Raw genomic sequence first — 25,870 nt, 5'->3', positions numbered from 1 at the left:
AAGCCGGACTGCTACGGGATTGGGTTGGATGAACGATATCGGCCGGACACCTCAACCTGTAGGAGCGCGCTTGCCCGCGATGGCGGACTTGAAATCACCGACGCCGGCAAGCCGGGCTGCTACGCCGCCGCTGGCAAGGTAAACACGAAGGTCGTCCCGCCAAACCGCGCGGGCATCACGTACAACTGCCCGCCGTGGGCGTGGATGATGGTGCGGCAGATCGCAAGGCCCATGCCCATGCCTTTGTCCTTGGTGGTGAAGAATGCGTTGAACACCTTGCCCAGGTGCTCGGCCTCGACGCCGGGGCCGGTGTCTTCCACGCTGACCACCAGGTACTCCTCCGCCACGGCATGGCTGGCAATCGACAACCGGCGCAATACATGATCGCCAGGACTCATCGCCTCAAGCGCATTGACGATCAGGTTCAACACCACCTGCTGCAACTGCACGCTGGAGCCCATCACCTGCAGCGGCGAGCGGGTCAGGTCGGTGGTCATCAGCACCCGTTGCTGCTCGCCTTCCGCCTGGGTCAGCGCAACCACATGGCGGATCACGTCGTTGATCTGCAGCGCGCGACGGTGCTGCGCATCCTGGCGCGCCAGTGACTGCAAGGCCCTGACGATGTCTCCGGCGCGCTTGCCGTCCTGGACGATGTCGTGCAGGCCCGATAGCGCCTCGCCGATCCGCGGCGTCTCGCGATTGAGCCAGCGCAGGCTGGCCGCGGCGTTGGACACCATGGATGCCAGCGGCTGGTTGATCTCGTGAGCGATGGAGGCCGCCAGTTCGCCCATCATCGTCGCCTGGGACACCTGGGCAAGCCTTGCCCGGGCAGTGCGCAGCGCGGTTTCAATGTCCTGACGGCGGGCGTTTTCCCGCAGCAACTGGTCATGCAGGCGGGCGGTTTCCAGCGAAGTCGCCGCCTGCCCTGCCAACAGCTCCAGCACCCCTGCCCGGCTGGCCGTGAACACCCCAGGCGTCAGGTTGTTTTCCAGATACAGCACGCCGATCAGCCGGCGCTGCTTGAGCAACGGCAGGCAGACCGCCGAACGCACCTCCTGGTCCTTGAGGTACTCATCGGCGCCGAAATAGGCATCCGCCCGCACATCATCGATCAACAGACGCTGATGGGTGCGCATCACCCGATACAGGATCGACAGCGGCAAGTGCAGCTTGGTGGGGACCATCTGCGTGAGCTCGATCTGCAGCCCGGTGTCATCGCCCTGGCCCAGTGCGCAGATCTGCGGCGCATCGTTCTTGACCAGCATCAGCAGCGCTCGCTGCGCCCCGGCGTGGATCATGGTGGTGCTCATGAGCATTTCGATCAGCCGGTCCTGATCGGTTTCCTCGCTCAGGGCCTGGGCGGCCTTCATCACCGAAGACAAATCCAGGGTGTCCTGCCCGCCGGGAATGCTGATGGAGGTGCGCGAGACAACCGCCACTTCCTCATCGGACAGCCGTGCGCACAGCGCGGGTCGGTGCGCAACCGGATCCCCCGCCGACTCGCCCAGGGTCAGTTCGGGAATGTCCTGGAACTGCCGCCACTGGCAGCGGCAGGTGCGCAGGTCGGCCAGCAGGCTGGCGGCGCTCTGGTAGCGCTCATCGGGGTTCTTGGCGATCAGCTTGAACACCAGTTGCGAGAGCACTGGCGGGATGTCCCCCCGATAAAGGTTCAAGGCTGTGGGCTGGCGTGCGATGTGGCAGTACACCCACTCCACGGCATCGCGGGCCTCGAACGGCAGGCGCCCGGTCAGCCACTCGTAGAATGTCATGCCCAGCGAGTAGAGATCGCTGCGCTGGTCGGCACGCCGCTCGACCTTGCGCGACTGCTCCGGCGACATGTACGCCAGGGTGCCGCAGATCGAATCGGACACCGGCATGTGCCCGGACGGATGGGCCTGCACACTCAACCCGAAGCCGGTCAGGCGCACCACTCCATCGGCGCCTTCGAGCAGATTGCCAGGCTTGATATCCCTATGCAGCAGGCCGCTGACATGGGCCTGGGACAACGCCGCTGCTGCACCGATGGCGATATCCAGAAAGCGCTCCACGGAGAACGGTTCGTCGGCCCGCACATACAAGGGCTGAGCGGACGGATCGCTGAGCACCAGCATCGGGCTCTCGACGCCCGACAACAGCGTCAGCGGCTGGGCCGCCCCGCGGGAACGGTTCGTCACGCGACAACTTCCAGACGCTCGTGCATCTTCAGCAACTCGATGACATTGCGCGCGCACATCTTGGTCATGACGTGCTTCTTGTGGACCTTGGCCGTGACTTCGCTGGTGCCCAGCTCCACGGCGATCTGCTTGTTCATCCGGCCGGTGACCAGCAGTGCCATGACCTCTTTCTCCCGCGGAGTGAGGGTATTGAAGCGCTCGCGTACGGTGCTGGTCAGGCATCGCTCGGACAGATTGGCGGCGTCATTGGCCAGCGCCTCGCGCACCAGGTCCAGCAGTTGTTCGGGCTCGAAGGGCTTGGTGAGGAATTCGTGGGCACCGGCCTTGATGGCCTTTACCGACATGGCGATGGTGCCGTAGCCGGTCATGAAGATGATCGGGAAATGCAGGCCCCGGGCGAGCAGTTCATCCTGCAGGTCGAACCCCGTGCCCTGGGCCAGGTTGACGTCCAGCAACAGGCAGGTGGGTGCGTCCTCCACCGGCTGCGCAAGAAATGCCTCGGCGCTGTCGAAGGCGCTGCAGGCGATGTCTTCGGAGCTCAGCAGGCGCATCAGCGCAGTGCGAATGGCCGCGTCGTCGTCGACCACATACACCCTGGGTGTCGCTCTCATAAATGCTTCCGTCGGTTCAGCGGGCAGCCGCCAATGCTTTCTGATGCCGGGCATGATACCCGTCGGGGCCGCTTGGCACAGCGCGAACCGACTGCAGGCTTGCCAGGGTCGCGGGCGGATCAAAGGTGTATGGGTCGGGCCGCAGCGTCTGGCCTTCCAGCTCGTGCAAATGACCGGTGCGCAGGCAGGCGCGGGTTGCGCTGAGCATCCGGTAGAAGCGGAACGGCCCTTGCGCCGTGACCATCAGCATCGATTTGGTCGCCAGGCGCACCATGCAATCCATGATGCAGGCACGGCCCAGGGTTGCGCATTCGAGCGCCGTGCAGGCCTGATCGAGGGTGAAACGCCCGTCCAGATCGGCCAGCAGCCGCAGCACCGTGCGTTCCTCCTGATTGAGCAGACGATAGCTCCAGGCCAGTGATGATTGCAGGGTTTGCTGACGCGGCGGCGCGGTGCGCAGGCTGGCTGACAGCAAATGGACGCTGTCGTCCAGGCTTTGAATCAACTGGAACAGGCCCAGGGCGCACGCCCGTGCGGCCGCCATCTCGAGCGCCAGCGGAATACCGTCCAGACGACGGCAGACTTCGCCCACCAGCTCGACGCTGTAATCATCCAGCTCGGCATCCGGGGTGGCGGCGATCTGGCAATCCAGCGAGCGCCAGTGACGCATGAACAGTTGCGCCGAACCGCTGCCCAGAATCGCCTCGCGGCCGGCTTCAGGTCCGGGGGATGTCAGCGGTGGCACCCGCAGGCTGCGCTCGCCGGCGATGCGCAACGGCTCGCGGCTGGTGGCCAGGATGCGCACCGACGGCACGGCCAGCAGCAGGGTTTGCGCAAGCTCGGCCACCTGATCGATGAGGTGCTCGCAGTTATCGAAGATGATCAGCCCAGGGTTGCGTTCCAGATGTTCGATCAGCGCCTGCTGCAGCAGTTCGGGTTGCAGGCGCTCGACCACCAGCGCAGTGCCCAGCGCCCGGGCCACTGATTCGCGGCATTGCAACTGCGCCAAGGGCACGAAGCAGACAGGCATGGAGCCCGTCTCCAACCGTTGCCTGCCCAAGGCCACGGCAAGGCTGGTCTTGCCCACACCGCCGGGGCCGATCAGTGTGACCAACGCTGCAGAATCGCTCAGCGCGGTGTCGATCTCAGCGAGCAGCGCCTGGCGCCCCACCAGTTCGACGGCGGCCGGCAGCCGGATGTTGCTGAAAGAAGGCGGTTGCACGGGGTTGGCCGGGGACGGCGGCGTCCCGTCGCCACCGCTGCACTCGCCCGCCAGCAACAGATAGCCGCGCCCCGGCACCGTGCGGATCAGGTCGCGATCACTGCCCAGCGCCTTGCGCAAGGCCGAGATGTGCACCTGCAGATTGTTTTCCTCGACCACCGTGTCCGGCCAGACCTGCTCCAGGATCTGCTCCTTGGTCACCAGATGCCCCTGATGGCGTACCAGCAGCTCAAGGATATCGAACGCGCGAGTGCCAATGCGCAGGGCAACGCCGTCTTTGAAAACGTCTCGCGACTCCAGGGAGACGGTAGCCTGACCGACACTGATCATGTTGTTCACACAGTCCTTTAAGTGGATAAGCACGCCCCTGAACCGCTGAACACAGCCACGGGCAGACGCCCGCGAGCCGGTTGCAACGCAGCTGATCCATTCTCATTCAGTGCCTATCTAACCAGCAAAACATGAACATGGATATTACCTGTAGGGGTAGTTACCGGCAGGTAATGGAGCCGCGAGCCTGGGCCATGCACCATCGGTTATAGACAGCCCGCCCCCGCTGTCCCTACCATCCCCGCGTGCCACAGCGGCCAGAATACCTCTAGCGGATATCACCCAATGTCGACAGTCGTTCCCCATTACTCGCTGGCCTGGAGCCTGCTTCTGTTGCTCGCTGACGTGGTGGCCTGGCACCTGCTCGCCGAGCGCGGCCGGATTGCCCAGGTGGGCGCCCGCCTGGGCCTGTTCGTCGCCTACAGCCTAGTCATCATCAATGCCGGGGTCAGCCCGCTGGAGGCGCCCAACTGGCCTGACGACAGCGCGCTGCAATTCGGCGCCACGGCGCTGGCGATCGTCTGGTGGGTCTACGCCGCCCGCTCGCTGACCGTGGTGCTGGGGCTGTTGCTGACCGGGCGTGTCGGCCACAGTGGCCGCCTGTTGCAGGAGGTGATCGGTGCGGTGATCTTCCTGATCGCCATCGTCGCAGCCGCAGGTTACGTCTTGCAGTTGCCGGTCAAGGGCCTGCTGGCGACATCGGGGGCGATGGCGATCATTGTCGGCCTGGCCTTGCAGAGCACCCTGAGCGACGTGTTTTCCGGGATCATCCTGAACACCACCAAGCCGTATCAGGTCGATGATTCGATCTCCATCGACGGCATGGAGGGCAAGGTCATGGACATCGACTGGCGTGCCACGCACCTGCTGACCGGGGTCGGGACCATGGTGGTGATTCCCAACTCGGTGGCGGCCAAGGCGAAGATCGTCAACCTGAGCCGGCCGGTCAACATTCATGGGGTGTCGATCAACATCATGATGTCGCCGCACATCCGCCCGCGCCGGGTGCTCGATGCGCTGGAGCGGGCGTTGCAGGGTTGCAGCGCACTGTTGCAGACGCCCCGCCCTCGCGCCGTGGTCAAGGACACCAGCCCCACCACCATCGAATATGCCGTGACGGGGTTTATCAGCGATCTGTCGACCAAGAGCGATGTGCGCAACCTGCTGTTCGACCTGGCCTACCGGCATCTGGAAGCGGCGGGTATCGCCTGGCAATCAGAGACCACCGCTGAAGCCGTGTCTCGGCCGCGCGCACTGCTCGATGAGGTGAAGGTGTTCCGCACCAGCACGGCCGAGGAGAAGAATCAGTTGGCGCAAACCATGGTCGCCCGCGAATACGCTGCCGGGCAGACCATCATTGAGTTGGGTGAGGTGACTGACGGGTTGTATGTGATCGCCACGGGCGTGGTGTCGGCCAGTGTGCCGGACGGCAGCACCATGGTCGAAGCCGGGCGCATGGGACCTGGCGAGGTGATGGGTGAGCAGAGCGTGCTGGCGGATACACCGTCGGAGGGGCGGTTCAACGCGATCACCTCGTGCGTGATCTACCGCATCGACAAGGCCGCAACCCGCAGCGCCATGGAGCAACGGGCCGAGATCACCACCGCGCTGAACAAGCTTCAGGCGATTCGTCAGCAGAGTAGCCAGCACGTGTTGCTGCGCAAGCCGGTGGCGATCAAGAAGAGCAATTTTCTGGGGTGGTTGCAGAAGCGCTGATCGCGGTCCTTTCTCTTGTCGCGGGCGACCTCAAGGCCGCCCCCGCCGGCAAGCCGTGCTGCTACGGGAACGTGGCCAGCCCCCGAGAACACCGCAGATCCCCGTAGCAGCCGGGCTTGCCCGCGGGAGCGATTTCGAGGCCGCCACGCCGGCAAGCCGCGCTGCTACGGGACCGGGGCCAGACCCACCCCCGAGAACACCGCAGATCCCCGTAGCAGCCCGGCTTGCCGGCGTCGGCGGTCTTGAAGGCAACCGCTGTCAGGCATCCGCCTCGAGCAGCGAGCGCAGCATCCACGCGGCCTTTTCGTGTACCTGCATGCGCTGGGTCAGCAAGTCCGCCGTTGGCTCGTCACTGACTTTTTCCAGCAACGGGAACAGCCCACGGGCCGTACGCACCACCGCTTCCTGGCCCTTGACCAACTGGCGAATCATGTCGGCAGCCGCCGGAACCCCCGGCTCTTCCTCGATGGAAGACAACCGCGCATAAGTCGAGTAGGTCCCAGGTGCCGGAAAGCCCAGTGCGCGAATACGCTCGGCGATGGAGTCAACCGCTGTCGCCAGCTCTGTGTACTGCTCTTCGAACAGCAAATGCAGCGTGCGGAACATCGGCCCGGTCACGTTCCAGTGGAAGTTGTGGGTCTTGAGGTACAGCACGTACGTATCAGAGATCAGCCGCGACAAACCCTCGACGATTTCTGCGCGATCCTGTTGGTTGATACCGATTTCGATAGCCATGTCTTGCTCCCTGTGGTCTGTGTCGCGTTTCGTTGTGACCATTCTAGGGAGCATGACTCAATAGCTGAAATCACTCATGCCAATCGCAACCATCGACAATCACTATGACTGCGTACGGTCCGGCCGGGTCAGCCCCAGCTTGTCGATCCGATAGCGCAACATGTCACGGGTCAGCCCCAGCAGCCGCGCAGACTTGGTGACATTCCAGTCAGTCTTGTCCAGCACCTTGCGCACCATCTCGTTCTCGACTTCCGGCAGGTTCATGTTGCCCAGCCCCTCATCGACCGAATGCGACTGCGGATGCGCAGGTGTGTGAGAATGCGTGTTGGGCACCAGGTGCGGCACGAACGGCATCGGGCTCATGGGTTCGTCCATCAGGCTCATGCACAGGCCCAGTTGATGGGGCGCGATGCAGTTGGTCTGGGTCAGCAGCACCGTCTGCTCGAGCATGTTGCGCAACTCGCGCACGTTGCCCGGCCAGCTGTAGCTGCGCAACAGGTGCTCGGCTTCGTTGCTGAAATACAGATCGCTCTTGCCGTACCGCTTGCCGTGCATCTGCAGGAAGTGTCGCGCCAGGCGGATCACGTCATCGCCACGGGCCTGCAGACGCGGCACCTTGATCGAGATGATCCGCAGGCGGAAGAACAGGTCACGGCGGAACTTGCCCTGCTGCACCATCTGTTCGAGGTTGCAGTTGGTGGCGCTGATGATCCGCAGATCGACCTTGCGCTCTTTAACCGAGCCGATGCGACGCACGGTGCGGTCTTCCAGCAGCTTGAGCAGCTTAGCCTGCAGCAACAGGTCCATTTCACCCACTTCATCCAGGAACAGCGTGCCGCCATCGGCGGCTTCCACCAACCCCGTGCGACGATCCTTGGCGTCGGTGAACGCGCCCTTCTCATGGCCGAACAATTCAGCCTCGATCAGGTGCGCCGGAATCGACGCACAGTTGAATTCCACGAACGGTCCCTTGCTGCGCGGCCCGTCGAAATGCAGGGCGCGGGCGATCAATTCCTTGCCGGTGCCGGTATCGCCTTCGACCAGTACCGGCGGCAGATCGCTGCTGGTCATGCGTCGCTCGGCGTCAAGCAACTGAGTGACGACGCCCTTGACCGTCATCATGGCAGGTGAGTCGCCAATCAGCGCCTGCAACCCGGAATGCTTGGCTTCGCGGTCCTGATAGAACGACAGCGTGCGTTCAAGGCGTTCGGCGGCCAGTGCCTTGTCCAGCAACAGCTTCAACTCCGGCAACGCCACAGGCTTGGTCAGATAATGGAAGGCGCCCTCCTTCATCGCCGTGACCGCGTCTTCGATGTTGCCGTAGCCGGTCATCATGATGAGCTTCAGGTCCGGCGCGCTTTCCTTCAAGGCGTTGATCAGCTCATGGCCACTCATGCCCGGCAACGAGTTGTCGGTGAGCACCACGTCTGGCCGCCAGGTCTGGAGGGTCTTGAGCGCGTCTTCTGCCGAATGACAGACCCGCGCCTCGAAATCCCGACGCTCCAGATAGGTCTGGATGTTACTGGCCAGGAGCTCGTCATCTTCAACCACGAGTATGCTGTGTTCCATCGACTCCCCCTCCTGCCGCAATTTTGAAAGTCAGCTTCACGCGAGTGCCTTCCTGCTCCCGGCTGGTCAACGAGACCTTGCCGGCGAAGCGCTCCATGATCCGCTTGACCAATACCAGCCCCACGCCAAGCCCACCCTGTTTGGTGGTAAAGAACGGCTTGAACACCATCGCCTCCTGCTGCCGGGACATGCCCTTGCCGTTGTCGGCGACGGTCAGGTAGACCCGCCCGCGAGCAGGCTCTGCCTGGATGTCGATCACAAGCTTGCCGTCCTTGGTCATCGCCTCCAGGGCGTTGGCCATCAGACTGTTGAGAATCTGCGCCAGCAGAATGCGCTGGCTGATCACCATCGGAACCGGCTGCGGCGCGAACTCGACCTGGATGTTGGCGCGACGTATCTGCTGTTCATAGGACTGCAACACATCCTGCATGCACGCCACCACATCCACCGCCTCGGACTCGCCACTGATCGGTCGCAACGAGAGAAGCAATTCGCGTACCCACTTCGACATACGGTCAACCTGGTTGATGATGTCGTTGATGTTCTTCTGCGCCGCAGGGTCGACCACTTCCAGGGCAAGTTCAGCGCTGGAACGGATGGTCGCCAGGGGGTTGCGCAGGCTGTGGGCGACCGCCGAAGACATCTCGCCCAAGGCTGCGAACTTCTCGCTGTTGATCAACTGGCGCTGCTGGAATTCAAGCAGGCGCGAGGCCCTGCGCACGATCCAGAACAGCCCCAGGTAAATGATCATGCCGCCAAGCCCGGTGGACACCCAGATCACCACGTAGCCACGCTCGATGCTGGCGATCAGGTCCTTGGGTTCCTTGTAGATTTCGACGATGGCCAGCACGTCCTTTTCTTCGGCGTCGAACAGCGGAATGTAGTTCTCTATAAAGAGGTAATCCGGCGGGTTGAGGAACTTCTGTTCGTTCTGCCGGCGCTGGGTTTCGTGGTGTGCGGTGCCCGTGCGCTGGCGCGAATGGAACGCGGCTTCGAGGTCGTCGTTGCCCAGGATCGCCTTGCCGATCAGGGCCGGGTTGGTGGACCAGATAATCACCCGATCCGGTGCGTAGACGTTGACCAGCAAGGCATCCGGCAAGGAAGAAATGTGGTCGAGAAACTCGTCCCGGGACTTGCGCCGGGTCTCTGGATCGACGTCGGCCACGGGCAGGTCGCGGCGGGTGTCGAGCAGTTCAGCCATGGTGCGGCTGGTGGGAATTTCTGCGTGGCGGATCTCGGCCGAAGCGATGGCGTGGACGAACTGGGAGGTCAGCAGCGAGTCGCGCTGCACCGCTTCACTGACCACGAAACGGGTGGAAATCAGGCCCAGGCCGATGGCCACCGAGGCGATCACCAGGAGGCTGACGATGGAGAACCAACGCAACAGATTGAAGGGAGGGCGAGGCTTCTTTTCGATTTCTTTGATGCTGGCCTGGGTCAGCATTTCGTTGCGTCCTACAGATCCCATGACAACCGTCCCGGACACGTTTTTTAAAGTCGGTATAGCGTAAGCACAGTCATTAAGATAGCTGCATTTCATCGACCTACGCGGCGATTGATATCAGTAAGCCACCACTGAACATGACCGTTCGGCGCTTAGTCCCTGATCGGCAAAGCAGTTTTCAGAAAAGCGTTGAACTTTGTTGAACGCAAACCGTCCGTCCGACTTTTTGCGCCCCGCGGGCTGCCCCCTTCCCCAGCCTTTCCCCAACAGTGGGGAGAGCGCCCCACTCTGCTTGTGCTTCACCTGTGAAACGCCCCGCCCGACTACCCCATGAAAACGCCAGAGGCCTTTTGAATCAAGGCTTTCGGGGTGTGTTTGAGATTCTGGTACAGAAGTTGCGCTAGGGCTTTCAGCCTCCTGGAACCGACGCTCCGTCCGACCCACGCCAGAGGCACGGTTCATTGCGAGAGGGAAGACAAATGCCCAGCAAACTGACCCACGCCGTAACGTTGCTGTCATTGATCGCAGCGATTCACGGTTCCGCCCAGGCCGCCTTGTTTGCGGTTGATCCTGGCCCCTACAGTCCGCAGATCGGTAACTTCGCCCAGTGGTACCAGGACACCCACGGTCGTACCCTGGACCTGTGCCTTGGCAAGGCACTGAGTTCAAGGGTGCCTTCCACCCCCGGCGTTCCATCGTACATGTGCACCCTGGCCGTGGCGCCCGGTGTGTTCGATGACAACCAGCCGATGGTATTCCCCACCAACTTCCCCGACGAGGCCTTCTGGTTTCTCGCGGACGCGGCGATTCCAACGGCCGGGGCGACCACGCTCAACCTCAAGTACACCGCGGCGCTGGAGGCGGCGTTCGGCGGCGGCGATCCTGCGCCCAACGATCAGATCAGCTTCGCGCGGATCCGCATCCGCATGAACGCCGCGCCCGGCGTGTACACCATTACCCACCCCTATGGTGTGGAAGTGTTCACCGTCGATCCTCCCGTGCCCAATGGCAACGGTAACGGCAACGGCGGCGCCAACGGGATCAAGGCCATCAACATGACCCGGGACATCGGCATCACCTCGCCCGGCGTGTTCACCGGCGCCCTGGGTGGCGATGTCGGCCCCTTCCTGCGCAGCGTCAACGGCCCGTACACCGAAACCGACCCGACCACCGGGATCGCCTCGCAGTACATCGGCGACCCGAACCTGACCGAGCAAGTGACCGGCAGCCCGTTCGGTACCAACTTCGTCCGCGTACAGGGCCCCAACGGCCTGGACGTGCGCACCGACGTGTTCGGCATCACCGGCAAGCTGTCCACGGTCGTGCGGCCAACCCCGGTCGTGGTGCCTCGCGCCGACTACACCCGCAAGAATGGCGGCCCCGGCACAACCGGCGTCCAGGCCCAGGAAGACGTGTTCGCCCTGGCACCGCCACCTCCGGGCACTGCTCAGTACGCAGACACCTCGGCGGCCACTGTCCCGATGACCGAAGGCACGGCCACCGGCGCCTGGTACGGCCAGTCCACGGCCAATCCGAGCCCGCCTGCCAACGTGCAGGTCACCGCCGACAACCACCTGGCCATTGCCACCAGCACGCCGACCACTGTGCCCCACGCCCTGACGGACCTGGTGAAGATCAGCACCGCTACCTACAGCCTGAGCAACGGACAGATCACCGTGGCCGCCAGCAGCAGTGACGAAACCGGCAACGTCACCCTGACCGCAAGCGGCAGTTCGGGCGGCGCCATTGGCGCGCTGAGCAGCACCGGCACGGTCCGCACCCTGACCACCAACATCTCGCCCATTCCACCGGCGAAGGTCACGGTGACTTCATCCAATGGCGGCAGCGATACCGAAGAAGTGGTGATCGTTCCCTGATCGCAACCACTCCTTGCACTCGAATCTGGAGGCAACATGAACAGTTGGCCAAGTCTGATTTTCGGCGCCATGAGTCTGATCGCAGTGAGCGACGCGGCAGTTGCCGCCCTCGATGCGGTAGACCCTGGGCCTTATACCGTCGCCACAGGACGTTTTCCGCAGTGGTATCGCGACCTGCCCGCCGCAACACCGGGCTCCCAGGAGCTTGAGCTGTGCCAGTCCCGCGCAGTGAGCTCGCGGGTCGCGGCCACCGTTCCACCGGCCTACATGTGTACGCTCGGTGCGGTGCCCGGTCTGTACGACGATGCGTTCCCCATGGTCTACCCGGATAACTTCCCGGACGAGATGTTCTGGTACCTGCTACAGGCGCAGCTCAAAACCAACGTCAGCCCGATTGCCGGCTACGGACTTGAAATCTACACCGCAGGCGTGGAAGCGGCCTTCGCCACCGATCCGCCCACCGACGGCTCGCAACAGAGCTTTGCGCGGATTCGCATGCGCATCGACATCCCGGCCGGACGGCCCGGGACCTACACCGTGACCCATCCCTACGGCGTAGATACTTTCAACGTCACCACCACCGGGCGGCGCGCGATCAACCTCACCCGTGACATCGGCATCGGTGCGCCTGGCGATTTCAGCGGCGCGCTGACCGGCAACCTCGGTCCGTGGGTCAAGGGCGTCGGCGGCCCCTACACCGAAATCGACCCGGAAACCGGCGCGCAGAACACCTACCTGGGCGATCCCAACGTGCCAGAAGCAGTGACCGGCAGCCCGTTCGGCACCAACTTCGTAAAAATCGAAGGCCCTGCCGGCACGCTGATCCAGAACCTTTTCACAGTCAGCGGCAAGGTGCGCGACCCACGGGTGCAAACCCCGGTCGAAGTCCGTCGCGGCACTTACAGCCGCAACGGTTCCGGCACTCGCGTGGAGCTGTTCGCCTCATCCCCGAACAGCTCAGCCCTGTGCTACCGGGAGACGCTTGCGCTGATCCCCGGCACACCGGCTTCACCTTGCCAATTCAACATGCTGGGCGACAACAACGGCAATTTCTTCGTGGCCCATTCGGCCCAGACGCTGCCGCCGTTCGTGATCCTGACCGCGACCAACCCGCTTGGCACGACCAAGCCAACGGCAGTTTCGGCCAAGCTGGTTGACGTGGTGAAAATCACCAACGCGCAGTACGCCTGGAGCAACCACACCCTGACCGTGCAAGCCACGTCCAGCGACGAGACTTCGGTGCCAGACATGATTGCCCAAGGCTTCGGTCCGATGACCAAGTCCGGCACGACCCAGCAGTTGACTGTGCCCAACATGACGCAGCCACCGGCCTTCATCACCGTCAAGTCGGCGCGTGGTGGCGAGGACACCGAAGCGGTGGTCGTGGTCGGCACGGCGCCCAATACCGGGCCCAACCAGCCGCCTGTGGCCGTCAACGACAGCGGCAGTACCGGCTTTGGTGTCCCTGTGACGCTGAACGTGCTCGCCAATGACAGCGACCCTGACAACGATGTACCGCTGAGCGTCAGCGACCTGACCCAACCGGCCACAGGCCAAGGCACCGTCGCGCTGAACGGCAGCGCATCGATCGTCTACACACCGCCTGCCGTGGTCAACGCGCCGCTCACTGCCACCTTCACCTACAAGGCCGTGGACAGCAAAGGGCTCAAATCCCTGGCCCCGGCGACCGTGAGCGTGACCGTGACGCCTAACCGTCCACCGGTTGCCGGTGCCGATACCGGCGCCACCCTGGCGGGCAGCCCGCTGGTGGTTAACGTACTGGCCAACGACACCGACCCTGAAGGCAACGTACCGCTGACCGTCAACAACCTGACCCAGCCTGCTGTCGGACGCGGCACCGTGACCACCAACGGCACCACCGTGACCTACACGCCGCCAGCCACCATTACCGCGCCGTTCACCGCGACGTTCACCTACCAGGCCGCTGACTCCTTCGGAGCCCTGTCGACACCTGCCACGGTCAACATCTCGGTCACTGCGCCACCGGCTGGCAACGAGACCCTGACCATCACCTCGGCCGCAGTCCAGGTGCGTGGTGGTGGCGCCCTGTTCAGTTGGGATATCTCGGGCACCAGTTCCGTGACCACGGGCAACACCATCGTGATCACGGTCACCACCCCGACCGGCGTGCAGGAGCTGGATCGCGTGACGGTCCCCGTGACCGGGCGCTGGAGAAGTTCGGTGGTCAACACCATCGCACCACGGGCCACCAACCCGACCGCGACCGCCACCTCGTCCAAGGGCACGGTCCGGACACTGCCGATCACCGTTCGTTGATGAAGTACGGCCCGTCTGCGTGAAGACGCAGGCGGGCCAGGCGTCCCGGGTCGCCAGCCGGTGACCGGGGACAGGAGAACAGCATGTCACTGATATGTGCGGGTTCGCGGTTCGCTCGTCCGGCCGTCCTGTGCCAGGCGCTGATGGCGCTGGTGCTGCTAGCGCCGTGGCTGTCGGTGCAGGCCGACGAGCTGAGCGGTGACGAGCTGGGCGGCGGTTCGGAACTCGGTGCGCCGGTCAGCTTTCCGGGCGGCACCTTCGTCGGTGGCCAGCAGGCCAGCATCCTGCAACAGGGCAACGCCAATGTCGCCAACCTGTCGCAGAACGGTACTTCGCTGGTGGGCAACATCGTGCAGGTCGGCAGTGCCCAGGAGGCGTTCATCCTGCAACAGGGCAGCGACCTGACGGCGTACATCAGCCAGCAGGGTTCGGGCAACCAGGCGCGGATCACCCAGACCGGCTCGGACAATCAGGCAGCAATTTCGCAACGGGGCGCCAACAACAGCGCCAGCATCGAACAGGCAGGCAGCGGGCTGCAGAGCAGCATCAGTCAGTCTGGAAATGGCCAGAGCGTAGAAGTTCGTCAAGTTCGTTGACGCGCTCGACACCTCGGCAACTTACCATCAGGAGGTCTACATCATGTTCAAACTCACCCCTGTCGCTGCTGCGGTTCTGGTCATGGTCGCAGGCCATGCGATGGCTGCCAACAGCCTCTCGAGTCAGTACCAGCAAGGAAGCGGCAACACTGCCGATGTGCAACAGGTCAACGCAGCCTACGCCTCTGTACAGCAAGTACAGATCGGTGATGGCAACGACACTGCGGCCTATCAGACGCAAACCAACTCGCAGATCGACCAGCGCCAGGAAGGCAACCAGAACGGCGCCTACGGCGAACAGCTGTACGAGACCGACAGCAAGATCACCCAGCGCCAGAACGACCAGCGCAACTCCACACAGGCCAGCCAGTCGCTGGGTACCGGCAACCAGACCACCACCCGGCAGTCGGGCAACGGCAACTTTGCCTTCGCCTACCAGGAGAACCAGCTGGGCAGCATCATCAACATCGAGCAGAGCGGCAGCAACAACCAGGCCTGGTCCGAGCAGCTGTCCGGCGGCGCCGGCAACAATGCGCAAGTCTTCCAGAACGGCGATCGCAACCAGGCGTCCACCGAACAGGTCGAGCACTTCAACGGGCAGATCCAGCTCAACCAGAACGGCAACGACAACTACATCTACTCCGATCAGCGTTATGGCAATGGCGGTTCGATCACCGCCGAGCAGAACGGCAATTTCAACACCGGCCAGCTGTTCCAGGACACCCAGACCGACAGCCACGTCAGCCTGACCCAGACCGGCACCTTCAACGAAGGTGTGCTCGATCAGATCCAGGGCACGCTGAACAACATCAACATGGTTCAGTGGGGTGACCGCAACGCCGCCAGCGTGACGCAGTACAACGTCACCAACAGCACCAGCAACGTGTACCAGAACGGCCAGGACAACCTGCACTTCAGCTCGCAGGCGGGCACCGGTCACAACCTCACCTCCTCGGCCACCGGCTCCGGCAACAAGGTTCAGGCCAGCGAACGCGAGGGGGCACGCCTGGGTGGGCAATTCGGTATCGGCCAGACCGCCTTCCTCAACCAGAATGGCAACGACAACGTCATCAACATGACCCAGAAAGGCGTTGGCAACCTGACCAACCTGAAGCAGGACGGCAATCGCAACGATGCCAAGACCACGCAGGATGACAACTACAACGAGCTGTATTTCGAACAGAACGGCAGCGACAACATCCTGATCGCAGATCAGCGTGGCGAAGGCAACTACGCCCAGGGCTCGAGCTTCGGCAATGGCAACAGCACCGACCTGACGCAATCGGGCAGCGACAACCAGTCGTTCACCTCGCAGAACGGCAATGGCAACGAGATTGTCGTCAAGCAGGCTGACAGCTACAACGTCGCCTACGTGAGCCAGTCCGGCAACCTCAACCAGGCCAACGTGAACCAGAGCGCGACCAACCAGGCAGCGAGCATTACCCAGGTGGGTAACTCGAACCAGGCGACTGTGCATCAGCAGTAGGTTGCAGTGCAGTACCAAGAGCCGCCGAAAGGCGGCTTTTTTGTGGTCGCCGCAGCCATGCCCTGTTGCTGGTGGAGGATAACCTTCCCCTGCGGGAGCGGGCTTGCCAGCGAAAGCGCAGGCCCCTGTCACCCTTGAGGTGCATCACACAACCATTCGCGGGCAAGCGCGCTCCCACAGGGCATGGGGTGGGCGCGAGTGATGGGTACACCCACTCATATCCGTAGCAGTCCGGCTTGCCGGCGACAGCGATCTTGAGTACGCCGACGCCGGCAAGCCGGACTGCTACGGGTTGCTCAAATCACCACAAACTGTAGGAGCGCGCTTGCCCGCGACGGCGGCGGTACATCCAACACGGCACTGTCGCCTGTCATGGCCTGTCGCGGGCAAGCGCGCTCCTACAGCACCCGAGACCGCTCCCGCCGGCAAGCCGTGCTGCTACGGAACGTGGGGTGGGCGCGAGTGATGGGTGCACACGCCCCCGTAGCAGCCGGGCTTGCCCGCGGGGCGGTTTTGGATGGGGCGCAGGGCCTGAGGATTCATGGGACAAAAAAAGGGGCCATCAAGGCCCCATTGACACATCAGGATACCTACTGCCCTTCATCCGCCGGTTTGTTCTGGCTCAGGTACCGGTCCAGCGTCTCGTTCGGCGCGCTGTTGTCGCCCGCTGCCTGCCACATGTGCCGTTCGATCCCCTGGGCGACCAGGTGCCCCACGGCAGCCTCGATGGCCGACAACACACACAGCTGCGCCGGCTCGTTGGTGGTGTAGCCCGCCTCCAGTTCAAGCAGTTTCTTGAACTCCACGAACTTGAACACACCTGCGTTGTAACTCGTCGAATAGATCGTCTTGCTGGTCATCACGTTCGCCAGCACCTGCCCGGAGCGCACATCCACCGCCCGCAGGTTGATGGTCACCTGATCCACGCGATATTCCTGCGAGCCGCCAATCCCCAGATACCGCGCACCTTCCCCACCGCTCCTGACGTTGGTGTCATAGGCGACGATGCCGCCTTCGAGCATCAGGTTGGCCGACTGCAACGGTGGCAGCTCATTGGGTGTCGGTGGCGTCACCGGAGCACCGTTGGGGCCCATCACTGCTGGCGGTTTCTTCTGCCCGGCGCGGATGATCTTGCGCTCGGTCAGCAGATTCTGCAGCCCTTCACGTTCCAGCACCACGAACCAGCCGCTGGCCTGCATCGCGTCCATCAGCATGCTCGCCGCGCCCTGGGTCACGCTGGTCGAGAAGGAGCTGGCCGGGGTTGGCTTGTACTGCCCGGTCTGATCGCGGAAACCATAGACCACCGCCACCAGTCGCCCCTTGGGCCGCGGCATGTTGAGCAAGTCGTAATACGTCGATGCTCGCGGCGTCAGGGTCGGGACGTCCTTGGGTTGTTCGGCCGGCATCGGCGCACGAACACCACAGCCTTGCAGTGCAGCCACCAGCATCAACAACGAGATGCATTTTTTCATGGTCCTTCGCTCCTCTGGAACTTCAGTAACCGTCAGTTGGAGGTGAGTCCGTTGACGTTCACTTCCGATACTTCGCCGGTGGCACGGTCGGTGATCTGGATACTCAGGGCACCCGAATCGTCGACGACGTTGATGATGAACGCGTCAGTGGTGAGACTGCCGGTATTGCCGTTGCGGATGTTGGTGAGCACCTGGGACAGCAGGCTGGACTGCAGTTGCTGACTGAACCGCTCCAGCGCCGTGGTGGCGGTGGTGGTCGAGCGTTTCAGGTCCGGGTCCTTGAAATCGTTCTGGGCCTGGGCTTCGTTAAGGAGGGTCGGGCCATTGAGCGGGTTGCCGCCGAAGTTCGGGTTGACCGGCGTATAGACCAGCTCCGTGGCCTGGCTCAGAAGGCTGAAACTGCTCAGACACAGGCAGGTCGAAACGGCGATTATTGTTCTGTTCATAATTCGTCCTTCCCCAGATCAGTGTTGTCCTGCAATTGAACTTGCAATTTGCGTTGAACGACTGCCGCGCGAACCTGGTCGGCGGCTTCTTCAGCCAGCGCGCGGGTTTCGGTGGCGTTGGGTGCCAGAAAACGGCGGTACACGATGCGTTGGTCATACTCGACCCAGATCAGGCTGCCCCACCGTGGGTCGGGCCGTTCACGCACCACCAGGTTGAAATCCAGACGGCTGGTGGCGCGCAGGCGGTCGGTAAAGGCGTTGTAGAAGTTGTGGCCGACCAGCGAGATGCAGTCGTCGACGATGAAACCCATCATTTCGTCTTCGTCGTCGGCCAGGCACGCGCCGGCGTGCAGCCCGGCCAGCAGCATGGCGGCGCCCAGGCACACGGCCTTGAGGTTGGCGTTCAGGCTTTTCATTGGCTGGCACCTCCTATCGGCGTGCCCAGCGAGGTGCCCAGGGTCGCCCCGGGACCTGTGGCCGGCGGCGCGGTCAGGGTGGCGGGCGTGCCCGGTGCACCGGGACGGTTATTGGTGGATTCCTGGAACGCGTTCTCGGCCACGAAGCGCCAGTCGGCGTAACTGGTCATGTTCTCGAACTCCTGCCACTGCGTCGGAAAGTTCGCGACCTTCAACGGTGTCAGGGTCGAGCGGCTGTAGACGCCGGTGATGCGCCCGTCGATGGATTTGGTCAGGCCCCAGTTGTCGCTCCCGGTCATGGGATCGGGGTACAGGCGACGGATGTGGCGCTGGATCGACGGGAAGCGATGATCTTCCAGCAGTTCGTCCAGGGACTCGGGGTACTGGGCCACGCCCGTGCCGCTTCTGTAGTAGCTGCGCAGGGCCTGGGCGTACTGGGTGCCGACCCAGATCAGTTGCAGCTCGCGCTCACGCTTGCCGATGGTCGACCAGACCTGCCCTACCGCCGCCAGCGCGGTGCCCATCATCAGGATCAGCAGCAAGGCGCTCATGTAGGTGAAGCCTTGCTCGCGGGGCATGGCGCCGCCGAAGCTACCATTGACCGAAAAGACTGCCATCACGCGCCCTCCCGGTAGAACCGCTCTTGATATCCGCTACCGAGCCCTGCACGCCTTCAGGCGGCGCGACGATGACCCACATGTCGTTGCGGCCGGTGACCGGGTCCTCCGGCAGGCTGCGCAAGTAGCGCTGGGTGACCATGTCTTCCAGGGATTCGGGGTAGTGGCCGGTGTCGCCGTAGTAGTGGTCCAGCGCCTCGCGCATCACCGACAGGCTCTGGCGCAGCGCGGTTTCCCGCGAGTTCTCAAGGCTTGAGAAATAACGCGGCACGGCAATGGTCATCAGGGTGGCGATGATCGCCATGACCACCAGCAATTCGATGAGTGTGAAGCCGTTCTGTCTGCGCATGATGTCACCACTGCGAATAGGCGATGCCGTTGAGGCCAACGCCCTTGGCTTTGGAATACACGTCGAACACGTCTTCGCCGTCCCGCGGGTTCTGCGCCGGGCTGTCGTATGAACGCAGGCCCCAGTCGTCCGCCGCATCGTGCTTGTTCTTGCTGTTGCCCAGGCTCTTGCTGGCCGCCATCGGGTCATTGGGAATGCGCCGCAGGAAGAAGATCTTCGCGCCCTTGGGGCTCTTCAGGTCGCGGGCGCCGTCCACCAGCACCTTGAGGCTGGCTGGGTAGCCGTTGCTGGTCACCGACTTCTCGATGCGCCCCGAGTCGGCGGCGCGCTTGTAGGCGTCCAGCGCATCGCGAATCTGATACAGCGCGGTGCGCAGCTCCTGCTCCTTGCCACGGCGGATGATCGTTTCGGTCAAAGGCGCGGCGATGCTCGCCAGCAGACCGACGATGGCCAGGGTCACGACCATCTCGATCAGGGTGAAGCCGCGCGTGGCGTGCCGGGCGTTCATGTCAAGGCTTCTCGACAGCAGGCACGACGGCCAGCGGCTGCGACTTGCCGCCCACTTCCACTGTCACGGGCATGTCCGGATTGACCGAGTCGATGTGCATGCTGGTCTCGGTGCCGGTGCCGAATTCCATGTCGCTCGGCGCCTGGTACGGCAGGTTGCGCACGATGCGCGGGGTGATCGAGAGCACCAGCTCCGATTTGCCCACGGTGTCCTTGTTGCTGCCGAACAGCCGGCCCAGACCCGGCAGGTCGCCGAGGCCGGGGATCTTGTTGCCGGTGGACTGGGTGTCGTTGCGCACCAGGCCCGCCAGGATCTGGGTTTCGCCGTCGTGCAGACGCAGGGTGGTCTGGGCGTTGCGGGTGTCGACCTGAACCGGGATGGTCCCGTTGCGGGTGGCTTCCAGCGGTGTGGCGTTACTCACTTCCAGGGCAATCTTGATCGCCACTTCATTATCCAGGTGAACGATCGGGGTCACCTCCAGTTTCAGACCGACGTCCAGGTAGGTGATGCTTTCGGTGATGACCGGGCCCTGGGTCGAGGGCACGGAGGTGGCGCTGATGATCGGCACCCGCTGACCGATGTGGATGCGCGCCTGTTCACGGTTGCTCACGCGAATGGTCGGGCTTGCCAGGGTGTTGACGTCGTTGTCCTGGGCGTTGATTTTCAGCTGTGGCGAAGGCGAGATCGAAATCCGGCTGGAGTTGATGCCGCGCAGCTGGTTCAGCACGTTCACCGCCGTGCCGTCGCTGTTGATGATGCCGAAGGTGCTCGGCCATTGCAGGCCCAGATCGAGGATGCGCTGACGGGCCACTTCCATCACTTCCACCTCCAGCACCACTTCAGGGTTGGACTGGTCCTGGGAGAAGAACAGCTTCTCGGCCATGCGAATGGCGTCCGGGGTGTCGCGCATGGTCAGGGTGTTCAGGCGCTCGTCGATGAACACATCGCGGGTCTTGAGCATGGTCTTGACCATGTTCAGGGCGGTGTTGGCGTCGGTATTGGTCAGGTAGAAGGTGCGCATCACCAGCTCCTGGTAATCCTTGAGCTTCTGCGGCGAATCCGGGTAGATCAGCAAGGTGTTGTCGTTCACCACCTTCTGGTGCAACTGGTTCTGTTGCAGCAGCAACTGGATGGCGTCCTCGATGCGTACTTCGCGCACGAAGATGGTGGCCTTGAGGTCAGCGCGCATGTCCTTGTCGAAGATGAAGTTCAAGCCCGCCACCTGGGACAGCACCTCGAAGATCACCTTGAGGTTGGCGTCGCGAAACTCCAGGGTCACCGGCCGGTCCAGGCGGGTCTTGAGCTGTGGATAGGGAACGGCATTGCGCGAGCGCAGCAGGTCGACGTCTTTCTGCAACTGCTGGGCGCCCTCGTGGCGCGGGTCCAGGGCGAGCACGGCACGGGCCTGTTTCTCGGCACCGGTCACGTCGCCGCGGCGCAGGCTGGTCTGGCCCTGCACCAGCATGTTGTTGATGTTGCGCATCTGCTCCAGCAGGTACAGCGCGTCACGGGCCCGGCCATTGTTGGGCTCGATGGCGACCACTCGCGAGTAGTCGATGGCGGCGCTGTTGAAGTCCCGTTGCGAGCGCTCTGAATCAGCCTTGGTCAGCAGGGTCTTGACCGCACGGGCCTTGGCCGAGGTCAGCTGAATGCGCAGGGTGGCATCGCGAGGTTTGGCATTGACCGCTTCCTGGAGCTTGGCGATGCCTTCCTCGTATTTGCCCTCCTCGATCAGGTCCTGGCCAATCGCCCGGTTAATGTCCGACGCACAGGAAGACAACAGCACTCCCAGCACAATGATGAAGCCCAGCAACAACGCGTTCGACGACAACCGCAGCGGACTCATGGCGCACTCCCTACAGACAAGGTCTGAGCAAACTTCAAGGGCAGATAGACGAGGCTCATTTCAGTGGCCGAGATGCGATCGATCTTGTAGGTTTCGTCGATCACATCACCGGCCCTGACCACATAGAGCCGTTCTCCGTTTTGCAGAAACACCTGCAACTGCTGGCTGTCTTCCAGCTTGCCAATGAACTGGAACGGAAGCGGTGGTGCTGTGGGCACCGATGGGGCTACAACGGCGTTGTCCAGAGCGGCCTGCTGTTCGGCGCTGATCACCGGGGCGACGTACCAGCTCTGGGTGGCGAACAGGTCGACCTGGGGCACCACCACTTTTTCCGATTTCTCTGCATCGCTGGCAACGATGGCCCGGGCCCTGGCGATGGCTGCCTGCTGCCTGGCGGCGACCGGTTGCACGCTGCTGGCAGCGTCCTGGGTCGACTCGCCGAAGAATTGCTCGGGCATCCAGGCGATCAGCCCGCAGATGCCGAAAAACGCGATCCAGCCTGTTACGCGACGATTGTTCATCACGACCTCGACAGGTAAAGGGTCATGCGGATGCGCCCGGACAGCTCGGTATCAGCGATCCGTTTGCGTTGGAAATCCACGTCCTCGACCACCACGGCGGGCAGTTCGGTCAGCAGCGCGTGCAGGAAGCGCCGCAGCTGCGGGTAGTTGCCGCGCACGGGCAGCAGGATCTGGTAACGGGCCAGTTGGGTCTTGGGGTCGATGCCCAGCGCATATTCGCCGCGGGCCAGGTTGATCTTTTCCTTGCTGGCCATCGCGTAGATGCGGTCGATGACCGTGGTCGCATCCAGTTGGGTCGGTAGGGCCTTGTGGAACTCGTCCAGTTGCTGGGAGGGCACGACCGGCAAGGTGGCCGTACCATTGGCGACCTTCTCCAGAAACTCGTTGGCCTTGTGGCTGTTCTGGCGCAGGGTGTCCAGGGACTGCCAGTCCGGCAGCAGGCCGAACACCCCGTAACCCAGCACCAGCGCCAGCAGCGCCGCGCCTCCCAGGCCAGGCCACCCGGCCCGTTGAACGTGTTCGCGCAGAATCAGGCTAGGGACGGACATCGCTCACCTCCCAGGTGGCCAGCAGGTTGAACAGGATCGGTTTCTGCGGCGAGTTGGCGACGATCTCGTGGTTGACCAGCGACACGTCACGCAGCTCGGGGCTGTCTTGCAGTTGCCGGTGGAAGGTCAGCATGGCCTCCAGATCCCGCGCCTCGGCGGTGATCCGCACCTGGCCCTTGCGCGCATCGGGGGTCAGGGTGAGCAAGGCGATGTCCTTGCCGCGCAGGGTTTCCAGCGCGGCGAACAGACGCTCCCAGGGGCGGCGCAACTGGGCCGACACCTGCTTCATCTCCAACAGGCGCAGTTCCTGCTCACGCTGCTGGGCCGGTGTCAGGCTGCTGACCGTGCCGCCGGTGTGCACTTGCAGCTTGCGCTGGGCGTGGCCGAGCAGGTTCTGTTCGTCCTGAATGTCTTGCCCGACGATGTGGGCGCCGGTGGCCACCGTCACGCCGAGCACCAGACCCAGTACCAGCACGCACCAGCCAAGCCGGCTGCCGCTGCGTTGCGGTTGGAATTCCAGATTGAGATCGCGCATGTCAGTTCACCGCCGCTGCCATGATGTGCAACGGGTCCTGGATGTCGCTCTCGCCTGACGGCAATTCCAGGGTCTGTACGCCGAGAATCTGTGGCGCGTCGTGATGACGGGCCGGGGCGTGGACGAACAGGTCCACCGGCTTGTCGCCGTTGAGCCCGTGCAGCTCGCTCTCCCGGGCGATCATCGAGCCCAGGGCGGCGTCGCTGTCGGCAATGCGCAGCGAGCGCACCGCCGACCAGCGCCCTTCCCTGGCCAGCAGCAAGGTGCTGCGGCCGGGCTCTGCGACCACGAACAGGAAATCGCGATTGCCGAAACTCTTCTGGAAGCGGTTGAAGGCGCTCATCAGGTACGGCTGGACCGACACCAGGCGCAGGCTGCGGGCCTTGACCATCTCCCGCAGCTGGGTCAGCAAGGCCTGTGGCAGGCCCACCGCGATACGCGGCATCCCGGCACTTTCTGGCGACAGGCTCAGGGCCCAGGGCTCGGCGGACTTGCCGAAGGTGTCCTCGAAGACGGCGCTGGCGTAGGCCTGGAGTTCATCCGGGGTGTGGATGTGTTCACTCCAGGGAATCAAGCCGAAACGGCTGTAGTGGCTGGACAGCAGAACGGTCAGCCGCGCGCGGCCCTTGACGTGTTCGCCCAGCAGGCGTTGCAGGGTGTCGAGGGCCAGTGTCGGGGTGCCCTGGCGATCGGCGATGAACCCGGCGCTGCCCAGCCATTTGCGGCCAAGGGCGTCGCAGCGGGAAAGACCGACGCCATTGGCGCCGATCACGGCCACGTAGTGATCACGAAATGAAAGTGACACGATTGATCTCCTCCAGCGTGGTCCGGCCATCGCGCACCAGTTCCAGAGCCGAGCCGCGCAAGAGGCGCAGGCCACGGCTGCAGGCGTAATGCTTGATCTGGGAAATGGGGCTGCGCTCGACGATCATCTGGCGAATCTCGTCGTCCAGGTGGAGCAGTTCGGCAATCGCGGTACGGCCGCGATACCCGGTGCCACGGCAGCGACCGCAACCGGCGCCGTGAACGAAGTGGTAGTGGGCGCTGTTCTCGGCGGTCAGCCCCGAGGCGCGCAGTTCGTCCTCGCCGGGAGTGACCGGCACCGCGCAACCGCTGCACACCAGGCGGATCAGGCGCTGGGCCAGCACGGCGTTGAGTGCCGACACGAAGCTGTAGGGGTCGACTTCCATCTGGGTGAAGCGGCCGATCACGTCGAACACGTTGTTGGCGTGGATGGTGGTGAACACCAGGTGGCCGGTGAGCGCCGACTGCACGGCGATCTGCGCGGTGTCGGGGTCACGGATCTCGCCGACCATGATCTTGTCCGGGTCATGGCGCAGGATCGACCGCAGGCCGCGTGCGAAGGTCAGGCCCTTCTTCTCGTTGACCGGGATCTGCAAGACGCCGGGCAACTGATACTCCACCGGGTCTTCGATGGTGATGATCTTGTCCACGCCGTGGTTGATCTCGGTGATCATCGCGTACAGCGTGGTGGTCTTGCCCGAGCCGGTAGGCCCGGTCACCAGCACCATGCCGTAGGGTTCGGCGGCCAGGCGGCGCAGGCTGATGAGGGTGGCGTCTTCAAAACCCAGCGCTTCCAGGCGCACGCCGCTGACGCGGTCGGCCAGGTCCTGTTTGTCCAGTACCCGCAGCACGGCGTCTTCGCCAAAGATGCTGGGCATGATCGAAATCCGGAAGTCGATCTGCCGGCCATTGATGCCGATCTTGAAGCGGCCGTCCTGGGGCACCCGTTTTTCGCCGATGTCCAGTTCGGCCATCACCTTGATCCGCGAGATCACCTGGTCGGCGAACTCGGCGCCCTGCACCTTGCTGATGTTGTTCAGCACGCCGTCGATGCGGTACTTGATGACCAGCCCGCTGCCGGTCACGCCCAGGTGGATGTCACTGGCGTGCATCTTCAGCGCGTCGTAGAGGGTGGAGTTGACCAGCTTGACCACGGCACTGGCGTCTTCGCTGATGCTGGTCAGGGACAGGGTTTCCAGGGCGGCGAACTCGTGCTGTTCGTCGCCGTGGGTATCCAGCGCGGCGACCGCGTGGAAGCCCTCTTCCTGGCGGGCCAGGTAGGCGGCCAGGTCCGCAGCGTGGCACAGGTACAGCGCAGCGCCCTGAAGACATTCGTCGATCCAGGCCAGGCGGCCATCATCGAAGGGGTCGGCGAACACGCCGATCAGCATGTCCTCGTGGCGCAGCATGACGAATTCGCGTTTCAGCGCCTGGGCCAGGCTGACCTGTTCGAATTCCGGGGTGCACTTGAACAGGCTCGACGCATCCAGCACGGGATAGTGCAAGGTGGCGCCCAGGGCGCGGGTGAAGGCGGCAGGTTCAAGTTCAGAAAGGCTTTCGAGCGCCTCGATCGGGCGTTCGCTTGCAGCGGCGGCGCGTTCCCTGGCGGCGGCCAGGAGGCTGCCGGGAAAACGGGTGGGTAACACGACTGGCAAAGCCAGCGGCGGTCTCTCGACTACGAGCGTAAGACTTTCCATCGAATGCACTCCCGGACCCCAAAAAAGGAACCACACATTCGACGCGCCTGACC

Annotated in this window: 22 protein-coding genes and 1 pseudogene; 5 read left to right on the top strand and 18 right to left on the bottom strand. The window is 63.4% G+C overall.

Features of this window, described 5'->3' with window-relative positions:
* Positions 1-119: 119 nt before the first annotated feature.
* From ACIPO9_RS11570 to ACIPO9_RS11560, 3 genes are read right to left on the bottom strand one after another with little or no spacing between them, the layout of a single operon-like run.
* Positions 120-2,174, bottom strand: coding sequence for an ATP-binding protein (locus ACIPO9_RS11570; protein WP_400780957.1), 2,055 nt, complete (start codon positions 2,172-2,174; stop codon positions 120-122).
* Positions 2,171-2,785, bottom strand: a complete 615-nt coding sequence (locus ACIPO9_RS11565; protein ID WP_400607307.1) for a response regulator transcription factor — start codon at positions 2,783-2,785, stop codon at positions 2,171-2,173. Before ACIPO9_RS11565 ends, ACIPO9_RS11570 begins: the two co-directional genes overlap by 4 nt.
* Before the next feature lie 16 nt (positions 2,786-2,801).
* The gene (locus ACIPO9_RS11560) at positions 2,802-4,337 is read right to left on the bottom strand and encodes a winged helix-turn-helix domain-containing protein (protein ID WP_274130718.1); all 1,536 of its coding nucleotides are present in this window, start codon (positions 4,335-4,337) and stop codon (positions 2,802-2,804) included.
* A 285-nt stretch (positions 4,338-4,622) separates the two neighbouring features.
* Here ACIPO9_RS11560 and ACIPO9_RS11555 point away from each other — a divergent pair, with 285 nt between their 5' ends.
* Entirely contained in the window at positions 4,623-6,053 is a 1,431-nt protein-coding gene (locus ACIPO9_RS11555; protein ID WP_274130717.1) for a mechanosensitive ion channel family protein, read from the top strand.
* A gap of 258 nt (positions 6,054-6,311) precedes the next feature.
* On the opposite strand, the gene ACIPO9_RS11550 is transcribed toward ACIPO9_RS11555, so the two are convergent.
* The 3 genes from ACIPO9_RS11550 to ACIPO9_RS11540 form a co-directional block, all read right to left on the bottom strand.
* Positions 6,312-6,788 (bottom strand): Dps family protein, encoded by a 477-nt coding sequence (locus ACIPO9_RS11550; protein ID WP_400607311.1) that lies wholly within the window; start codon positions 6,786-6,788, stop codon positions 6,312-6,314.
* Positions 6,789-6,890: 102 nt separating this feature from the next.
* On the bottom strand, positions 6,891-8,357 hold the full coding sequence (locus tag ACIPO9_RS11545; RefSeq protein ID WP_400780954.1) for a sigma-54-dependent transcriptional regulator: 1,467 nt from the start codon (positions 8,355-8,357) through the stop codon (positions 6,891-6,893).
* Positions 8,332-9,801 carry a sensor histidine kinase gene (locus tag ACIPO9_RS11540; protein WP_274130890.1) on the bottom strand — a complete coding sequence of 490 codons (1,470 nt, stop codon included), beginning with the start codon at positions 9,799-9,801 and terminating at the stop codon, positions 8,332-8,334. The genes ACIPO9_RS11545 and ACIPO9_RS11540 overlap by 26 nt, the downstream gene beginning before the upstream one ends.
* Before the next feature lie 479 nt (positions 9,802-10,280).
* On the opposite strand from ACIPO9_RS11540, the gene ACIPO9_RS11535 reads away from it, so the two are divergent.
* The 4 genes from ACIPO9_RS11535 to ACIPO9_RS11520 all read left to right on the top strand — a co-directional run bounded on the left by ACIPO9_RS11535 (position 10,281) and on the right by ACIPO9_RS11520 (position 16,058).
* Positions 10,281-11,678 (top strand): hypothetical protein, encoded by a 1,398-nt coding sequence (locus ACIPO9_RS11535; protein WP_274130711.1) that lies wholly within the window; start codon positions 10,281-10,283, stop codon positions 11,676-11,678.
* 36 nt (positions 11,679-11,714) lie between these two features.
* Positions 11,715-13,976: an Ig-like domain-containing protein gene (locus ACIPO9_RS11530; protein WP_400780952.1), complete on the top strand. Its 2,262-nt coding sequence runs from the start codon at positions 11,715-11,717 to the stop codon at positions 13,974-13,976.
* Between the two features lie 83 nt (positions 13,977-14,059).
* On the top strand, positions 14,060-14,572 hold the full coding sequence (locus ACIPO9_RS11525) for a curlin (protein WP_400607319.1): 513 nt from the start codon (positions 14,060-14,062) through the stop codon (positions 14,570-14,572).
* 43 nt (positions 14,573-14,615) lie between these two features.
* Positions 14,616-16,058, top strand: a complete 1,443-nt coding sequence (locus ACIPO9_RS11520) for a curlin (protein WP_400607322.1) — start codon at positions 14,616-14,618, stop codon at positions 16,056-16,058.
* Between the two features lie 590 nt (positions 16,059-16,648).
* Here the strand turns inward: ACIPO9_RS11520 and ACIPO9_RS11515 are convergent.
* The 12 genes and pseudogenes from ACIPO9_RS11515 to ACIPO9_RS11460 all read right to left on the bottom strand — a co-directional run bounded on the left by ACIPO9_RS11515 (position 16,649) and on the right by ACIPO9_RS11460 (position 25,817).
* A complete protein-coding gene (locus ACIPO9_RS11515; RefSeq protein ID WP_274130706.1) occupies positions 16,649-17,530 on the bottom strand; it encodes a CsgG/HfaB family protein in 882 nt (293 codons plus the stop codon).
* 32 nt (positions 17,531-17,562) lie between these two features.
* Positions 17,563-17,976, bottom strand: a complete 414-nt coding sequence (locus ACIPO9_RS11510; protein WP_274130705.1) for a curli assembly protein CsgF — start codon at positions 17,974-17,976, stop codon at positions 17,563-17,565.
* On the bottom strand, positions 17,973-18,344 hold the full coding sequence (gene csgE, locus ACIPO9_RS11505) for a curli production assembly/transport protein CsgE (RefSeq protein ID WP_274130889.1): 372 nt from the start codon (positions 18,342-18,344) through the stop codon (positions 17,973-17,975). Before csgE ends, ACIPO9_RS11510 begins: the two co-directional genes overlap by 4 nt.
* Positions 18,345-18,490: 146 nt before the next feature.
* Positions 18,491-19,009, bottom strand: a pseudogene (locus tag ACIPO9_RS11500) (type II secretion system protein); the annotation flags it as partial.
* Positions 18,984-19,358: a type II secretion system protein gene (locus ACIPO9_RS11495; RefSeq protein ID WP_274130703.1), complete on the bottom strand. Its 375-nt coding sequence runs from the start codon at positions 19,356-19,358 to the stop codon at positions 18,984-18,986. The pseudogene ACIPO9_RS11500 and the gene ACIPO9_RS11495, both read right to left, overlap by 26 nt.
* Before the next feature lie 4 nt (positions 19,359-19,362).
* Positions 19,363-19,866 (bottom strand): type II secretion system protein, encoded by a 504-nt coding sequence (locus ACIPO9_RS11490; RefSeq protein ID WP_274130702.1) that lies wholly within the window; start codon positions 19,864-19,866, stop codon positions 19,363-19,365.
* 1 nt (position 19,867) lies between these two features.
* Positions 19,868-21,697: a secretin N-terminal domain-containing protein gene (locus ACIPO9_RS11485; RefSeq protein WP_400607759.1), complete on the bottom strand. Its 1,830-nt coding sequence runs from the start codon at positions 21,695-21,697 to the stop codon at positions 19,868-19,870.
* 11 nt (positions 21,698-21,708) lie between these two features.
* On the bottom strand, positions 21,709-22,233 hold the full coding sequence (locus ACIPO9_RS11480) for a hypothetical protein (protein WP_274130700.1): 525 nt from the start codon (positions 22,231-22,233) through the stop codon (positions 21,709-21,711).
* Positions 22,233-22,781 carry a GspMb/PilO family protein gene (locus ACIPO9_RS11475; RefSeq protein WP_400780950.1) on the bottom strand — a complete coding sequence of 183 codons (549 nt, stop codon included), beginning with the start codon at positions 22,779-22,781 and terminating at the stop codon, positions 22,233-22,235. The genes ACIPO9_RS11480 and ACIPO9_RS11475 overlap by 1 nt, the downstream gene beginning before the upstream one ends.
* Complete coding sequence (locus tag ACIPO9_RS11470) at positions 22,768-23,316, bottom strand: pilus assembly protein (RefSeq protein WP_400780948.1); 549 nt, start codon at positions 23,314-23,316, stop codon at positions 22,768-22,770. The genes ACIPO9_RS11475 and ACIPO9_RS11470 overlap by 14 nt, the downstream gene beginning before the upstream one ends.
* A gap of 1 nt (position 23,317) precedes the next feature.
* A complete protein-coding gene (locus ACIPO9_RS11465) occupies positions 23,318-24,121 on the bottom strand; it encodes a hypothetical protein (RefSeq protein ID WP_400780947.1) in 804 nt (267 codons plus the stop codon).
* The gene (locus ACIPO9_RS11460) at positions 24,102-25,817 is read right to left on the bottom strand and encodes a GspE/PulE family protein (protein ID WP_400780944.1); all 1,716 of its coding nucleotides are present in this window, start codon (positions 25,815-25,817) and stop codon (positions 24,102-24,104) included. Before ACIPO9_RS11460 ends, ACIPO9_RS11465 begins: the two co-directional genes overlap by 20 nt.
* Positions 25,818-25,870: the final 53 nt, after the last annotated feature.

Origin of the sequence: Pseudomonas sp. NPDC090203 (genome assembly GCF_044746765.1) — a bacterium.
Taxonomy (GTDB): domain Bacteria; phylum Pseudomonadota; class Gammaproteobacteria; order Pseudomonadales; family Pseudomonadaceae; genus Aquipseudomonas; species Aquipseudomonas putida_AD.
The sequence above is the reverse complement of the archived record's forward strand: the minus strand, read 5'-3'. Positions and strand labels throughout refer to the sequence as shown.

What these genes read in the sequence shown, in the direction of transcription:
- ACIPO9_RS11495 (WP_274130703.1), bottom strand. Translation starts at nt 19,358, where the DNA reads ATGCGCAGACAGAACGGCTTCACACTCATCGAATTGCTGGTGGTCATG.
- ACIPO9_RS11480 (WP_274130700.1), bottom strand. Translation starts at nt 22,233, where the DNA reads ATGAACAATCGTCGCGTAACAGGCTGGATCGCGTTTTTCGGCATCTGC.
- ACIPO9_RS11520 (WP_400607322.1), top strand. Translation starts at nt 14,616, where the DNA reads ATGTTCAAACTCACCCCTGTCGCTGCTGCGGTTCTGGTCATGGTCGCA.
- ACIPO9_RS11460 (WP_400780944.1), bottom strand. Translation starts at nt 25,817, where the DNA reads ATGGAAAGTCTTACGCTCGTAGTCGAGAGACCGCCGCTGGCTTTGCCA.
- csgE (WP_274130889.1), bottom strand. Translation starts at nt 18,344, where the DNA reads ATGCTGCTGGCCGGGCTGCACGCCGGCGCGTGCCTGGCCGACGACGAA.
- ACIPO9_RS11470 (WP_400780948.1), bottom strand. Translation starts at nt 23,316, where the DNA reads ATGCGCGATCTCAATCTGGAATTCCAACCGCAACGCAGCGGCAGCCGG.
- ACIPO9_RS11545 (WP_400780954.1), bottom strand. Translation starts at nt 8,357, where the DNA reads ATGGAACACAGCATACTCGTGGTTGAAGATGACGAGCTCCTGGCCAGT.
- ACIPO9_RS11535 (WP_274130711.1), top strand. Translation starts at nt 10,281, where the DNA reads ATGCCCAGCAAACTGACCCACGCCGTAACGTTGCTGTCATTGATCGCA.
- ACIPO9_RS11510 (WP_274130705.1), bottom strand. Translation starts at nt 17,976, where the DNA reads ATGAACAGAACAATAATCGCCGTTTCGACCTGCCTGTGTCTGAGCAGT.
- ACIPO9_RS11565 (WP_400607307.1), bottom strand. Translation starts at nt 2,785, where the DNA reads ATGAGAGCGACACCCAGGGTGTATGTGGTCGACGACGACGCGGCCATT.
- ACIPO9_RS11550 (WP_400607311.1), bottom strand. Translation starts at nt 6,788, where the DNA reads ATGGCTATCGAAATCGGTATCAACCAACAGGATCGCGCAGAAATCGTC.
- ACIPO9_RS11530 (WP_400780952.1), top strand. Translation starts at nt 11,715, where the DNA reads ATGAACAGTTGGCCAAGTCTGATTTTCGGCGCCATGAGTCTGATCGCA.
- ACIPO9_RS11515 (WP_274130706.1), bottom strand. Translation starts at nt 17,530, where the DNA reads ATGAAAAAATGCATCTCGTTGTTGATGCTGGTGGCTGCACTGCAAGGC.
- ACIPO9_RS11475 (WP_400780950.1), bottom strand. Translation starts at nt 22,781, where the DNA reads ATGTCCGTCCCTAGCCTGATTCTGCGCGAACACGTTCAACGGGCCGGG.
- ACIPO9_RS11490 (WP_274130702.1), bottom strand. Translation starts at nt 19,866, where the DNA reads ATGAACGCCCGGCACGCCACGCGCGGCTTCACCCTGATCGAGATGGTC.
- ACIPO9_RS11525 (WP_400607319.1), top strand. Translation starts at nt 14,060, where the DNA reads ATGTCACTGATATGTGCGGGTTCGCGGTTCGCTCGTCCGGCCGTCCTG.
- ACIPO9_RS11555 (WP_274130717.1), top strand. Translation starts at nt 4,623, where the DNA reads ATGTCGACAGTCGTTCCCCATTACTCGCTGGCCTGGAGCCTGCTTCTG.
- ACIPO9_RS11540 (WP_274130890.1), bottom strand. Translation starts at nt 9,801, where the DNA reads ATGCTGACCCAGGCCAGCATCAAAGAAATCGAAAAGAAGCCTCGCCCT.
- ACIPO9_RS11560 (WP_274130718.1), bottom strand. Translation starts at nt 4,337, where the DNA reads ATGATCAGTGTCGGTCAGGCTACCGTCTCCCTGGAGTCGCGAGACGTT.